The 14,120-nt window shown below is 72.1% G+C and carries 9 protein-coding genes; 3 read left to right on the top strand and 6 right to left on the bottom strand.

Translation table 11 applies throughout. The annotated features are described in order from the left end of the window. Positions 1-325: 325 nt before the first annotated feature. Positions 326-3,937, bottom strand: a complete 3,612-nt coding sequence (locus QSK18_RS15145) for a hypothetical protein (protein WP_285619730.1) — start codon at positions 3,935-3,937, stop codon at positions 326-328. Continuing rightward, entirely contained in the window at positions 3,934-4,206 is a 273-nt protein-coding gene (locus QSK18_RS15140; RefSeq protein WP_232811712.1) for a hypothetical protein, read from the bottom strand. The genes QSK18_RS15145 and QSK18_RS15140 overlap by 4 nt, the downstream gene beginning before the upstream one ends. A 410-nt stretch (positions 4,207-4,616) precedes the next feature. Between QSK18_RS15140 and QSK18_RS15135 the strand changes: the two genes are divergently transcribed. Further along, entirely contained in the window at positions 4,617-6,599 is a 1,983-nt protein-coding gene (locus QSK18_RS15135; RefSeq protein ID WP_285619728.1) for a putative bifunctional diguanylate cyclase/phosphodiesterase, read from the top strand. Here the strand turns inward: QSK18_RS15135 and QSK18_RS15130 are convergent. Continuing rightward, positions 6,589-7,545, bottom strand: a complete 957-nt coding sequence (locus QSK18_RS15130) for a threo-3-hydroxy-L-aspartate ammonia-lyase (protein ID WP_232811714.1) — start codon at positions 7,543-7,545, stop codon at positions 6,589-6,591. The genes QSK18_RS15135 and QSK18_RS15130 overlap by 11 nt on opposite strands. A 38-nt stretch (positions 7,546-7,583) precedes the next feature. Here QSK18_RS15130 and QSK18_RS15125 point away from each other — a divergent pair, with 38 nt between their 5' ends. After that, a complete protein-coding gene (locus tag QSK18_RS15125; RefSeq protein WP_232811715.1) occupies positions 7,584-7,988 on the top strand; it encodes a VOC family protein in 405 nt (134 codons plus the stop codon). Positions 7,989-7,993: 5 nt separating this feature from the next. Here QSK18_RS15125 and QSK18_RS15120 read toward each other — a convergent pair whose 3' ends face one another. After that, positions 7,994-9,118: an ROK family transcriptional regulator gene (locus tag QSK18_RS15120; protein ID WP_232811716.1), complete on the bottom strand. Its 1,125-nt coding sequence runs from the start codon at positions 9,116-9,118 to the stop codon at positions 7,994-7,996. Positions 9,119-9,170: 52 nt separating this feature from the next. Here QSK18_RS15120 and QSK18_RS15115 point away from each other — a divergent pair, with 52 nt between their 5' ends. Next, the gene (locus QSK18_RS15115; RefSeq protein WP_232811717.1) at positions 9,171-10,436 is read left to right on the top strand and encodes an MFS transporter; all 1,266 of its coding nucleotides are present in this window, start codon (positions 9,171-9,173) and stop codon (positions 10,434-10,436) included. On the opposite strand, the gene QSK18_RS15110 is transcribed toward QSK18_RS15115, so the two are convergent. Next, complete coding sequence (locus QSK18_RS15110) at positions 10,433-12,247, bottom strand: glycoside hydrolase family 15 protein (RefSeq protein ID WP_232811718.1); 1,815 nt, start codon at positions 12,245-12,247, stop codon at positions 10,433-10,435. The genes QSK18_RS15115 and QSK18_RS15110 overlap by 4 nt on opposite strands. A gap of 93 nt (positions 12,248-12,340) precedes the next feature. Continuing rightward, complete coding sequence (locus QSK18_RS15105) at positions 12,341-13,801, bottom strand: AbeC-like domain-containing protein (RefSeq protein WP_232811719.1); 1,461 nt, start codon at positions 13,799-13,801, stop codon at positions 12,341-12,343. Between the last annotated feature and the right edge of the window lie 319 nt (positions 13,802-14,120).

Genomic DNA, 14,120 nt, shown 5'->3' with positions numbered 1-14,120 from the left:
GCACCGCCGTGGCAACCGGGCTGTCGGCAGACCCAAAAGGGCACGCGGACAACGGAAGCCAAGAAGGGCACGGGCCACTCGGCGCCAGTTCGGCCGGACCGGACGAGCCGGAGCAAGGCAAGCATCCACCCGACCCCTGTGCGGGTGGATACCGCCTCATCGGGCAGCGATGCGGCCCGGGCGACCGGCCGGAGCCGGGTCAATTCAGGACAACCTGCGCAGGGCGTTCCGGGTAGTGCAGGGGTGCATCAACTGGTGTCAGGCAACCCACGCAGCACCGGGCGGGCCCAGATTCCTGAGCCCGCCCGGCGGAGTAAGAGCAAGATCAACGGACGGCTTCGTCCCCGACTCGCGGAGCATCGCGGACGTCTGCGGTCTCGACCTCGGGCGCGCCGCCCTGCGGCGGAACCTGGTCGAACGGCACCAGTGCGCCCGGCGGCTTGCCGTGCCCGGTCACCTCGATCAGGTTGCTACGAGCCCGCCGCGGCGCCCGGCGCCCGAAGAACCCGGAGCGCGGGGTGGGACCACTCGGCCGCTCCTGACTGGGTCCGGCAGCATCGTCCACACCGCCGACCGGCTCGGCCGGCGTCCCTCCCGGGCTCATCCAGCGCGGCCGCAGCTCGACGGTCTCAGGCTCGTCCGGCGCTTGTTCAGCAGGAACTGTGGAGACGAGGATGGGATTCGTGGGCGGTGCCGGCTCATTGCCTCCGGCGGCGGGCTCCTGAACGAACCGCTCAGCCGCCCACTCGGCCTCGGAGACGGCGTCACCAGAGTCACCGGCCACGTGAGCCTCCCCCACGTGATACCGCACCGACCGCCGCGCACCCTCAGGCTCACGAAGCTCGCGCCGGGTCAGCGGCAGGTCCATCGGCTCCGAAACCACTCCCTTCGCCAACCCCGCCTGACCATCGATGGCCGGGAGCGGCGGCGTCGGCAGGGGCGAGGGCTGGAGCAAGGACCGCACGGACTGCGACACCCGCCCGTGAGGACCCTCGAACGCTGACGGAGCAATAGGGATCGGCCCCGTAACCCGCTCGGTCACCGACCGATGCCCCTCGGCCCCCGCGCCCTCCAGGGGTGCCGGAACAGGGGCAGTCCCAACGAGCGCCTCACCGGACGAAGACTGCACCAGCGAAGAACGCCCCACCGCCATCTCGATGGACTGCGCCTGAAGACGCTCGATCCGAGTGAGATCGATCTGCTGCGGCGCCTCGTGCCGAGGCCGGTCAAGGGAACGCAGATCGATGGACCGCACCGGCTCGACCCACTCAGCGGCGTCATCCGGCGCCTCACCCTGCATCCGAGCGTCCGGCGCCGTCTGCGTCACCTCGCCCAAGGCCTCTTCGCCCAACACCAGCTCACCCTGCGCGGCCTGGGTCAGTGCAGCCTGGGTCCGGGCCTCTTCGTCCCGGGCCGCCGCACTCAGCCCTACCTGGTCCCGCACCGACGAAGTCGACGCCACCTGACCCATCGCGGACTGAGTGGACGCCACCTCGCCCCCTGCCCCTGGAAGCGGCGCCGCCGCGTCCGCTACCTGGCCCCGCGCGGCAGGAGCCAACGACACCTCACCCATCGCAGTTCGAGCAGACGCCACGTCTGCCCCCGTGGCCCGGACCGGCGCCACCTCGTCGCGCGCTGGCCGACTCAGCGCCGCCCGACGCTGGCCCATCTCGTCCTGGGCCGAGCGGAACGGCGCGACCTCGGGCCGCATCCCACCCGTTCGTGCCCTGGACACCGGCGCCACGGCAGCATCCCCCAGCGCGACCTCTGCACCACGCCGGAAGGAGGCACCCACCTGGCCGACAGCCGACTCGCCCGCCGACTCCGCCGCCCGCTCCTTGGCCACCTGCCTGAGAGCGGCCCAGCGCCGGGCCACCCTCTCCTGCATCAGCCGCTCCTGGTCGGCCTGCTCCTGCGCTGCCCGATCGGCCGCCTTCTGAGCCGCCGCAGCCGCCAGGAACACGGGCTCAAGTTCCTCCGACGGAGCGTCCCCCGGCTCGTACACCGGACTGGACAGTGGATCGCTGAGCGGATCGAAGGCCCGCGGAACGCTCGAACGCTGACGGGAGGGAGAGACAGCGAGCTCCGCCGAGGCAAGGGTGGCTGCCTCAGACTTAGCACCGGAATTCCCTGGAACATCCGCTCCTGAGGCAGGAATCACCAAGTCAGCAGTTGCCGGAACGGGAGCTTCAGCAACACCGGCTGCGGACTCGAAAGCCCATTCATCCGCGTGTGGCGAGTCCACGGTCTGCGGAGCAGCGGCAGCCGTGACAGCGACTCCCGGCAGCACCTCCGGCGACACAGCCGCCCCCGAACCAGCGATCCTCGAACCAGCAGGCACCGAACCCGCCGCCTCCGAACCCGCGGTGAGCGAATCCCCGGTGACCGAACCTTCGGTGGCCGGATCCGCAATGGCCGACCCTGCCGTGGCCGAACTCGCGGTGTCCGGGCCTCCGGTGACTGAACCCACGGCTTCCGAACCCGCAGTGACGGAATCCCCGATATCCGAACCCACAGCCTCCGAACCTGCGGTGGCCCAGCCTGCCCCGGCAGAACCCACGGTGGCCGAACCAACTGCACGCACGGAAGTAGCAGCCTCCCGCTCAGGAGCGTCCAGCGCGGCAGGTTCAGCGAACGGGCTGACCTCCGCGCTGGCCGACTTCTGCCCAGCTGTCGCTTCCGACATCCCGTGAGCAGCCTCATCCGCGGCGACCGCACCACCGCTGCTCACCGCCACCCCGACGCCGTCCCAACGGCCGGCCTCGGCAGCAGCTGTGTCAGACGCCAGGCCGAGGGAGCCTGACATCGTCGTCACGTCCGCACCTTCTGCCACCGCACCCGTTGCCGCCCGAGCGTCCGGCGAAGCCGAGCCGTCGTCCAGACCGGCGCCGGCGTCGGTGACACGCGCGGCCAGGATCGAGTCGGCGATGGGAGTGGCCTCGGACGAGGTCGACTCGGCGTCGAGGACCTCGTCACCCAGCACGGGTGCCCGATCGCTTTCAACGCTGATCTCCGGATCCGACACCAGGGCGATCGGAGAGGTGTCCGGCGCCCCCTGATCGGGGAGGTCCATGTGCCGGCCGGTCAGCCGGACCACCGGCGAGGGCCGGGTATCGTCCAACCCCAGCTCCAGGTCAAGCTCCAACTCCACACTGGAGGCGAAGGCTGCATCAGAACCAGAGACGGCCTCGAGCGGGTGCACCGCCTCGTCCTCGGCCAGCGCCACGTCGCCCGCAGCCGACCAAGAAGCCTCAGCCGACCCGGCCGACTCGGCCGACAACGTGTGCCCGGCGGTCACGAACGGCACTTCCCCGGTGGGCACCGAAACGAGACGACGAGGGGCCGGGGCAGAGCCGGGGGTGGGGACGGGCTCGACGAACTCGGCGTCGCGGCTGCGACGCCGGCCCATCACCTGGCGCTGAAAACTGACCGCGCGCACCCAGACGTCATTGATCTCGACCTCGCCCGGCTCCGGAGCGGCGTAGGGCCAGAACGGCCCGCCGGGCGGGAGCAGGCTGCCCGGCCCCACCGCGCTGATCAGGCTGCTGGCCAGGGCACTGTCGAGCACCGGGCGGGTGCTGGCGTGGCGGCCGGAGTGGGGGCGGCGGCCGCCCTTGGCCACCCGGTCGCAGAAGTCGATCATGGCGAACACCCGGAAGTCGTCGGCACCCCCGGCGTCGATCTCGCCCATCCGCACGGCGTCCACCAGGTCGTCCCGCAGCTGCGCAGCCTGGTGCCGCCGCGTGCTGCGCCGCACGGCCCGGATCACCAACACCACGAGCACCAGCAGGAACAGCGACAGGCCGAAGGCCGCGGCGGTCAGCTCCGGGTACCGCTCCATCTGCTCACGGGTGCGCTCGGCGGAATCGCCTGCGCCCGCCCACATCTCGCCGGCAAGACGGCGGGCCTGCTCGGCCCGCCCGGCCAGGTCACTCATGACGCCTCCGCTCGTGGTGCCCCTCGATAGGCGCAGTTCGCGTGCAGGCCGTCGCGCAGGGCGGTCAGCTCACCGGTCGCCGCCGCGAAATCCTCGTGCCAGCGGTCGTTCTCCATCGACAACTCGGTGACTCTCGCTCTCAGCTGGGTGTTCTCCCGGCGGTAGCGGGCCGCCAGCAGCACCACGACACACCCGAGCACGACAAGGAGGACTCCGGCGCCACCGACGGCGACACCCGGCAGACCGACCTCCGAAAGGTCCTCCGGCACGCAGAAGCCCCTCTCACCTGTTCCGCGAAGCCTCCCGGCTCCGGCTCCCGGAGCGCGGTGACGCGATCCCTGCGGAGGCGTCCGGGTTCCACCTGCCGTCCGAATTGGCGTAGCTCACTGTAGTGGACCTCAACTCTGAGTTAAAGCTTCAGCGTGTCCGAACCGAGTTATGGCACTCCCACTGCATCGACATCGTTGGCACCGAGCCCGAAACCGACGTCCGTTCGCCCCTTTTCCGCCCTGTCCGGCCAGGTCAGGGGCCTGAGCGCGACCCACGCCCGGTTCCGCTACTTATGTGCAAAACAACCCACTAGGCTCGGGTGACGACCCGGACCGCAGGCCGATTGGTCCTGGTCGCCGGGCAACACCCACCGACGACGGGCCGCGGTCCGCAGTTGTGGAGGAGACCGGTGGACACGACCCCCGACCGGGCCGAGGAAGTCCCGCCCCGCACGCCGAACCACCTGGTACGCATCCGGTCCCGGGCCGACGGCAAACGCTCGATCATGAACGGCGGAGCCAGCATGAGTCGCAGCACCCCCGCGATCGGGGCCGACGGTGGCCCGGACGAACGCGACGTCCTCACCCTCGACGGCACCTCGGTCAACACCGCGCTGTTCGCCTGGGAGTGGGCCCGGCTGATCGCCGACACCGGCCACGTCGCGGCCGACCGCACGGTCGTGGTGGCCGAGCTGCGCCGGTGGGCGATCCGGCTGATCCGGATCCTGCGCGAGGAGCCGTTCGACCCGGCCCCGGCCGCCGAGGCCGGCCAGGCCCTGGTGCAGATGGGCTTCGCGGCGCCCGAGGCGCTCGGCCGCACCACCGCCCTGGTCATCCGCCGGTTCCTCGGCACCGGCGACGACGAGCTGCAGGGGCGGGTGGCCGAGGTGGTCTCCGCGCTCAGCTCAGGCTTCGTCCGGGCGGTGCGCGAGCGCACGCTCCGCGAGCAGGAGGCGATCCGCAGCTCGGCCCTGCTGGCGCTCGAGCGGGTGCGGGCCGACCAGCGGGCGGCCGAGCTGCGCGACCCGGTCACCGGTCTGCTCAACCGCAAGGGCTTCACCGCCGCGCTGCGCCGGCTGCTCGACTCCTCTCCCCCCGGCGTGCTGGGGGTCTGCCTGCTCACCCTCGGCGGGTTCGAGCCGCTCGACCGGGGCTTCGGGCCCGCGGTGGGCGACGAGCTGCTGAAGACGGTGGCCGAGCGGCTGCAGACCCGCTTCCCCGGCGCCGACGAGCTGATCGGCAAGGTGGGCCGGGCCGAGTTCATCGTCGCCGCCGTGGGGGTCCGCTCCCCGGACCGGAACGGTCAGGACAGCGTGGCCGAACGGGTGGCCGCCGCGCAGAACGCGGTGCGCGCGCCGATCACCCTGGGCGAGCGGTCGATGGTGCTCTCCCCCTCGGTCGGGGTGGTCTCCCGGCCCACCGCCTCCGCCGATCCGGACACGGTGCTGCGTGACGTCGGCCTGGCCGGCTCGTGGGCCCGCGACCGGGGCACCGGCTCGATCGCGCTGTTCGAGGTCGAGCGGGCGGCCCGGCAGGTGGCCGGCCTCACCCTGGCCGCCGAGCTGCCCGCGGCCATCGGCTCCGGCCGGCTGCTGGCGCACTACCAGCCGATCGTCGGGCTGCGTTCGGGCCGGGTCGAGATGGTCGAGGCGCTGGCCCGCTGGGAGCACGAGCGGCTGGGCCTGCTCGAGCCGGACGCGTTCATCCCGCTGGCCCAGCGGGCCGGGCTGATCGAGGAGCTGGGCCGCAGCGTGCTGGAACGGGCCTGCCTGCAGGCCACGGCCTGGGGCCGCACGCTGCCCCGGGGCCCGGTGGTCTCGGTGAACCTCGATCCGCAGCAGCTCACCGAGCAGGCCACGGTGGGGCACGTGGTCACCGTGCTGGAGAACACCGGCCTGGCGCCGCACCTGCTGCAGCTGGAGATCACCGAGAACGCGGCCCTGGGCGACCCGGCGGCCCAGGCGGTGATCCGCGACCTGGCGCACGTGGGCGTCAGCCTGGCCCTCGACGACTTCGGCACCGGCCGGGCCCATCTGGCCCGGCTCTCGGAACTGCCCGGGCTGGGGGTGGGCACGCTCAAGCTGGCCGGTGAGTTCCTCTCGGCCGAGCGCCCGCTGCCGAGCCCGGCCTCGGCCACCCCGGCCCGTCGCCCCGGCCGGCTGTTCGGGTCCGGCCGGCACCCGCAGCCGCCGGTACCGGGCTCGGCCCGGCGCGACGTGCTGGCCTCGACCATCGCCCTCGCCCACCGGCTGGGTCTGCAGGTCACCGTGGAGGGGGTGGAGACGGAGGCCGACGAGGCCCTGGTCACCTCGCTCGGCGCCGACCACGCCCAGGGTGCCTGGTTCAGCACGCCGCTACCGGTCAGCGACTGCGGCGCCTTCCTCAGTCGCTGAGCAACCGGGCGTAGCGGTCGAGATCCACATTGCCGCCGCTGAGCACCACCCCGACCCGCCCCTCGGCCAGCCTCAGGGCGGCAGCCAGCCCGAGCACCCCGGTGGGTTCCACCACCAGCTTGGCATTGACCGCGAGAAGCCGCATCGCATCGGCGAGTTCGGTGTCGGAAGCGGTGAGAACCCCGTCGGCCAGGTCGCGGATGAGGGGGAACGTGTGCCGGCCCAGGGCGGTGGTCTGGGCTCCGTCGGCGATGGTCTCAGGGGTGGGGATGGTGACGATCTCACCGGCCTGCAGAGACTGCCGCCCGTCGTCACCGGCCTCCGGCTCCACCCCGTAGATCTTGGCCTCGGGCGCGAGAGCCCGCACGCTGAGCGCACTCCCGCTCAGAAGCCCACCACCGCCCAGAGGTACGAAGACCGCATCGAGGCCCCCGGCGTCTTCAAGCAGTTCCTTGACCGCCGTGCCCTGCCCGGCGATCACACTGGGATGGTCGAACGGCGGGATCAGCACCGACCCGCGTTCCTGGGCCAGCGCATCGGCGATCGCGGCCCGGTCCTGGGTGAACCGGTCGTAGCCGACCACCTCGGCACCGTATTCCTTGGTGGCAGCCAGTTTCGAGGCCGGACTGTCGTGCGGCATGACGATCGTGGCCCGGATCCCGAGCAGGCTCGCCGCCAGGGCGACCGCCTGGGCGTGATTTCCGGACGAGAACGCGACCACCCCGGCCCGCTGCTGCTGCGGACTCAGTTGCGCAAGCGCGTTGTACGCCCCGCGGATCTTGAACGCCCCCGCCCGCTGCAGATTCTCGCACTTGAGGAAGAGCCGGGCACCGGCTCGCGCATCGAGGCGGCGGCTGGTCACGACCGGGGTACGGTGCACCACCCCGGCGATCCGCTGCGCCGCGTCCTGGACATCTGCGTAAGTGACACCTGCGCTGGGCGACATGAACAGCATCCTAGGACGACTCGTGTCAGGGTGGTCACATGACCAAGCCGTCGCTGAAGTTCACCTCGACCGTGCTCGACACCGACGACGTGAAAGGCCTTTCGGAGTTCTACCTCCGGCTGCTGGACTGGGAACTGGAGAAGGACGAGCTCCCTTACTGGCGCATCCTCCGGGCCCCCTCCGGGGCGGGCCTGTCGTTCCAGTTCGAGGCGAACTACGCGCCGCCGGCGTGGCCGGCCGAGCCGGGCCAGACCCCGATGCAGGTGCACCTGGACATCCTGGTGCAGGAGCTGGAACCGGCGGTGGCATGGGCCCAGGAGTGCGGGGCGACCCTGAGCGACTTCCAGCCGCAGGACGACGTGCGGGTGCTGCAGGACCCCTCGGGCCACCCGTTCTGCCTGTACCTGCCCGAAAACCTGCCCGAAAACCTGCCCGAGAGCTGAGCTGCTCAGGTCGGCAGCAGCGGCCACAACCGGGCCCACGCCTCCTCCGCCGCGCCCGCCACCGGCCCGCCCTCGAGCAGAGAGGCCGCGAGCACCGGCGGCGGATCCGCGCGCCGAAAAGCCATGAGCCCGGCCAGATACGCGTCGTCGAGCGAGCGTGAGGCCGCGGCCAGGTAGTCCACCCCCAGGCCACCGACCGTGACCAGGTCCGGGTCGATCGCATTGACCAGCCCGGCGATCCCGCGCCCGAGCCGGGCCGCGACCACCGCGACCGCCCCCCGTTCGCGTTCGCCGTCCGCCGCCAGCACCCGGCGGGCGTAGGCCACCGGGTCGGCCGGGTCGGGCTGGCCCATCAGCCGGGCCAGGGCGTGCCCGTCCAGGCTCGGCCCCCAGCAACCCCTTGCCCCGCAGGGGCACTCGATGTCGCCGGCACCGAACGGGATGTGCCCGAACTCCCCGCCCAGGCCGATCGCCCCGGCGAGCACCCGGCCGTTCTCGACCAGCGCCCCGCCCAGGCCGGCATCGACCCGGATGTGCAGCGCCAGCGCAGCCCCGACGGCCGCGCCGCGATGCGACTCGGCCGCCCCGGCGAAGGTGGCGTCGTTGCCGACCGCCATCACCGGCGCGTTCGGCCACAGGGTGGTCAGATCCACCCCCGACCAGCCCAGCGTGCTGGCCTCGACCAGCCGGTCCTTCGCGACCAGGCCGGGCACCGAGACCCCCATGCCCCGGATCCGCCCCCGGAACCGCCGCCGCAACCTGGTCAGCCGCTCCTTCACCGACAGCAGGACCCGCTCGCCCTCACCGTAGGCGTGCACCATCTCCTCGTCGCCGTCGCAGGCCACCACGGCCCCGCCGAGCTGCACCACCTCGGCCCGCCAGGACTCGTGGGTGAAGGCCACCGCCAGCACCAGCGGACCCCGGGGGTGCGGCTGCAGCACGGTGGTCGGCCGGCCCCGCCCGACCACCCCCGCCGGGCGCTCGCTGATCAGCTCGGCGGCCGTGAGCCGCGCCACCAGCCCGGTCGCCGCGCCGGTCCCGACCCCCACCATGCGGGCCGCGTCCGCCCTGGTCACGTCCGGGTTCTCGTGCACCACCCGGAGCAGTTCGGACGCCCTCGTGCCGATCACGACCGGCCCAACTCCCTGTATTTGCTCGACGACAGAGTTTAATATCGAGCGTGTGTCCAGCCCCGACCTGAGCCAGACCCACACCCCTCTCCCCGAACCGGCCGGCGACTTCCGCCTGCCGGACAGACCCAACTATGCCGCGTTGGTCGTCCTGGCGACGTGCTCGTTCATCTTCGTGACGGCCGAGATGATGCCGGTCGGCCTGCTCCCCGAGATCAGCGCCGGCCTGGACGTCACCCAGGCGCAGGTCGGCCTGCTGCTGACCTCGTACGCCGCCGTGGCCGCGGTGACCACCATCCCGCTCACCGCCCTGACCATGCGCTTCCCCCGGCACCAGCTGCTGGCCGGCACCCTGGTGGTGTTCGTGCTGGCCCAGCTGATGGCCGCGTTCGCCCCGACCCTGACCGTGCTCTCGCTCTCCCGGGTGTTCTCGGCCGCCGCGCACGGGGTGTTCTGGGCCATCGTCGCGCCGCTCGCCGCCCGGCTGGCCCCGCCCGGCCTGGCCGGCAAGGCGATGGGCGTGGTCTTCACCGGCTCCGCCCTGGCCATGGTGATGGGCGCCCCGCTGGCCACCGTGATCGGCCAGGCCACCAGCTGGCGCACCGCCGTGGCCTGCGTGGCCGGCTCGGCGGCGCTCAGCCTGGTCGCGGTCTTCCTGCTGGTGCCGAAGCTGCCGGTGCTGCCCCGTGACGCCGGCGCCACCCTGATCGGCCAGCTGGCCAACGCCGGCCGGCAGATCCGTTCACGGGCCACCCTGCCCGGCTGCGCGATCACCGTGGTCGTGGTGGTCGGCCAGTTCACCGCCTACACCTACATCGCCCCGCTGGCCGAGCGCAGCGGCGGGCTCGAGGGCCGGGCCCTGGCCCTGCTGCTGCTCGGCTTCGGCATCGCCGGTGTGCTCGGCAACCTGACCGCCGGACGCTTCATCGACCGGCGGCACGACCTGGTGATGATCACCATCCTGGCCGTGATGGTGGTGTCGATCGCGGTGCTGATCGGCACGCCCGGCCCGGTGGTCACGGTGATCGCGGTCCTGCTGTGGGGTTACTCCTCGTCCCCGCTGTCGATGACCTTGCAGGCGGCGGTGATCCGCCGGGCCCCGCGCAGCCCCGACGCGGCCGCCTCGGTGCAGGTGGTGGCCTTCCAGATCGGCATCGGCAGCGGCGCCCTGATCGGCGAGCGGCTCTACGGCCACGGCCACCTGGTGCTGGTGCCGCTGGTCGGCGCCGTGCTCATCGCGGTGGCGCTGCTGATGGTGCTCCGGGCCAAGGAGACCTTCCCCAACCACCCGGCCGCCCACGTGGACGCCATCCACTAACTGGTGGCGGACTTGGTGCCGCCCTCGTCGTAGCCGGACACGGCGAGGGCGGCGTCGATGTGCGAGAGGTGACTCAGGCCCTGCGGCAGGTTGCCCAGGAAGTCCCCGGTCGCCGGGTCGACCATCTCGGCGAACAGCCCCACGTCGTTGGCCAGCGGGGTGAGCTCGGCCAGCAGCTGTGCCCCCTCCTTGCCCCGGCCCACCGTGACCAGCGCCGTGACCATCCAGAACGAGCAGGTCAGGAACGCCCCCTCGGTGTCCTCGGCGCCGCTGTAGCGGTACAGCAACGGCCCCCGGCCCAGCTCCTCGCGCAGTGCGTCGATGGTCTGCGAGACCCGCTCGCCGGTGTCGAACCCGGTGACCGCCGCCTGCAGCACCGAGGCGTCGAGCAGGTCGCTGCCGGCGAACCAGGTGTAGGCCCGGCGCTCGGCCGACCAGCAGTGTTCGCTGACCCAGGCGTGGATCCGGTCGCGCTCGGCCGCCCAGCGCTCCACGTCGCCCGGCAGCTGCCCGACCTCGCCGAGCGCCACCGCGCAGTCCAGGGCCTGCCAGCAACCGATCTTCGAGGACGTGTAGTGCTCCTCGCGCTCCAGTTCCCAGATCCCCGCGTCGCGGCGCTGCCAGGTGTCGCAGCACCGGTCGGCCAGGCCGCCGAGCAGCCGCGCGGTCCGCCGGTCGAGCACGTGCCCGGCCTCCACGTAACGCCGCACCACCGAGAACAGGTCGCCGTAGATCCCCAGCTGCAGTTGCCCGGCCGCCGGGTTGCCGGTGACGACCGGCTGGATCCCCCGCCAGCCCGGCACGTCGGCCAGGGACCGCTCCCCCGGCCGGTCCCCGTTCAGCCGGTAGAACACCTCCAGGCCGTTGGTGTGGATGGTGTGCAGCAGCCAGGCCACCGCCGCGTGCGGTTCCTCGCGCAGTCCCAGGCGCAGCATCACGTCCAGCGTGTAGGCGGTGTCCCGGACCCAGGTGTAGCGGTAGTCCCAGTTCTTCCCGCCCTCCAGGCTCTCCGGCAGCGAGGTGGTCCCGGCGGCCGCGATCGCGCCGGTCGGGCTGTGCAGCAGCAGTTTCAGGGCCAGGGCACTGCGCAGCACCTGCTCGCGGTCCTCCCCCTCGTACCCGACCTGCGACGTCCACTCCCGCCAGCCGTCGATCGACCGGTCGATCCGCGCGTCGATGTGTTCTGCGGGCGGCAGGTTGAGCGGCTCGTCGTGGGTGCCGACCAGCGCCAACAGATGACGGCTGTCCGCCTCGGTCTCGAACGTGCCGGCCAGGTGCTGGGCACCTACTTCAGGCTCGCCGGCAGCGTGGGTACGCACGGCCATCATGACCTCGTCCATCCGCAGCACCGGTCCGTGCGCGGTCTGCTGCACCCAGGGCGAGAAGCTGCCCAGCCCGGTCCCCGCCCGCACCCGCCAGGCCATCGGGACCCGGCCTTCCAGGCCCTCGACCCGGCGGGCCAGTTCGGCCCAGGGCAGCCTTCCGGCCACCCCGCTGTTCAGCGAGTCGGTCACCCGCACCCGCCCGCGCGCGGTGGTGTAGACCGACTCGACCACGTTCGTGCCGGGCAGGTAACGCCTTTCGACGCTCCAGTCGATCGTGGGGGCGAGCTCGATCCGGCCCCCGTCCTCGGCGTCCAGCAACGCAGCGAACGGGGGCACGGAGTCCAGGTCGGGTACGGGGAACCAGTCGACCGAGCCACCTTTGGTGACCAGGGCCACGGTTCGCCCGTCGCCCAGAACGGCGTAGTCGCGCAGGTCGCTGTAGGCGGCCGGGTCGGTCCGGCGGCCGGGGGTGGAGGGGGACGTCACCGGCCCACTGTCAGACCATTCGGGACGTCCGGCGAGTCGGGATCCCAACAATGGACGGGTGTTTGCGCCGGGTTTGGGCGCAAACACCCCGGCTCAGCTGCTGGCCGCTCCGTAGACCGTACGCGCGTTCGTGGTGGTCTGGCTGATGATCTCGGCGCTCTGACCGGCGAACTCGGTGGTGTCCACGCCCCGGGACGACAGGAAGAGGTCGATGCACTCCATCGTGCGCCGCACGAAGACCTGGTAGTACAGCTCCTCGTCGGCGGCGGCGAAGTGCTCGCCCAGGTCGAAGTTGGTCACCTGCTCCCGCACGCTCTTCACCGCGCCGAAGTCCACGTCCCGCCGGTTGGCGATCTCGGTGTCCGCCTCGGCCGCGTTGGCCGCGTCCTGGCGGGCGGTGCGGGCGTTCTTCATCATCGCCGAGGGGGCGTTCAGCAGCAGCGCGGTGGCGGTGGACAGCGCGACCGGGCCGAGCTCCTGCAGTTCGGCCGAGCCCCCGGCGGCCAGCGAGCGCACCTCGTAGAGCTCGGGGTGCAGCGGGCGCAGGGCGTAGACCTGGCCCTCGACGAACAGCGTCTGGTTGGCCACGTGGGCCCGCACGAACAGGCTCACCACCACCTGCCCGCCCAGCGCCGACTGCTGGAAACAGGTGTAGACCCGGGCCGACTCGTCGCGACGGTCGTAGTACTGCTGGAGGTGGGCGGACGGGACCACCGTGACCGGCCGCCGGAAGTGCAGCGCCTCGGCCAGATCCCGCTCGACCGGCCCGATCCGGTACAGCTCCACCCCGAGCGCACTGGCGCCACCCCTGACGTAGAGCCGGTGCTGGGCCGAGGGTCGCGGCGAGACCTTGCCCGGCAGCAGCTCCAGCAGTGCGGCCTGCAGGTCGGCCCCGGTCACCGGCTCGGACCCGGGCCCGGTCCGGCGGCTGATGTCGATCGTGATCTGCCAGTTGTCGAGCTTGACCCCGGAGCCGACGAAGGGCGCGCCGTCGGCCCGGTAGAGCACCGCGTTGCAGTGGTTCAGGTCGTGCAGAGCCTCCTCGGCCGCGAGGCTCGCCGGCGGCGGGGGCGGATCGGCCCGCGGGTCGAGCACCACCCCGATCGCCGCCCGGCGGGCCGCCCGCAACTGGGTGTACACCGTCCAGACCGCGATCACGTAGGCCCAGAAGATCAGGAACATCACCACCAGCACGAGCTCGAAGAGGTTCAGCGCCCCGGCCACCAGCAGGACGAACGACCCGATCAGGGCGGCCCCGATCGACCAGAGGGCGAGGTTCAGCCAGCGGTCGCGGGTGGCCCGCAGCTCCCGGGCCCGGGACGCGTGCCGGGCCAGGGCCACGACGTCCACCTCCCAGTTCGGGCTGAGGGCCCGCCGGCTCGGGAAAAGCAGCGAGCTGTGGGCGAAGTCGGCGATGTCGTCGTGCAGGTAGCAGGCCGCGCCGAGCAGCCGGGTCACCAGGTCGTCGGGCTGGGCCGGTTCCGGGCCGGGCTCGGCCAGGTGCCGCCCGGTGGCCGGGGCCCCCGGCCTGCCGGTGGTCTCGTTCACTGTCACCAGTCGCTCCTCGAGCATCTGAGGGAAGAAGCTCCGCCGGCACCCGCAGTCCCCGTGGCCGTTCGCCGGACCAGACGGTCAAATCACCATTAATCACCCAATGCAACGCGTCAATACCTGAGTGCCACATCCCTGCCTCACTTCGTGTACGGTTCTGATCGCAGAAAGTGATCTGGCAACACTGAGCGACCGGCCGGGCCAGGGAAGGCGGCGGCCACCGGCCGACCCCGTGGCTCGCGGCAATGGCGTCGCCGATTCCCGGGATCGCACCGGAATTCCTTTTCCGGGCCGCGCCTTCAGCATTTCCGCATTCGGTGGG

The organism is Kineosporia sp. NBRC 101677 (genome assembly GCF_030269265.1).
Lineage (GTDB): Bacteria > Actinomycetota > Actinomycetes > Actinomycetales > Kineosporiaceae > Kineosporia > Kineosporia rhizophila.
This window is presented reverse-complemented; position numbering and strand designations above follow the sequence as displayed.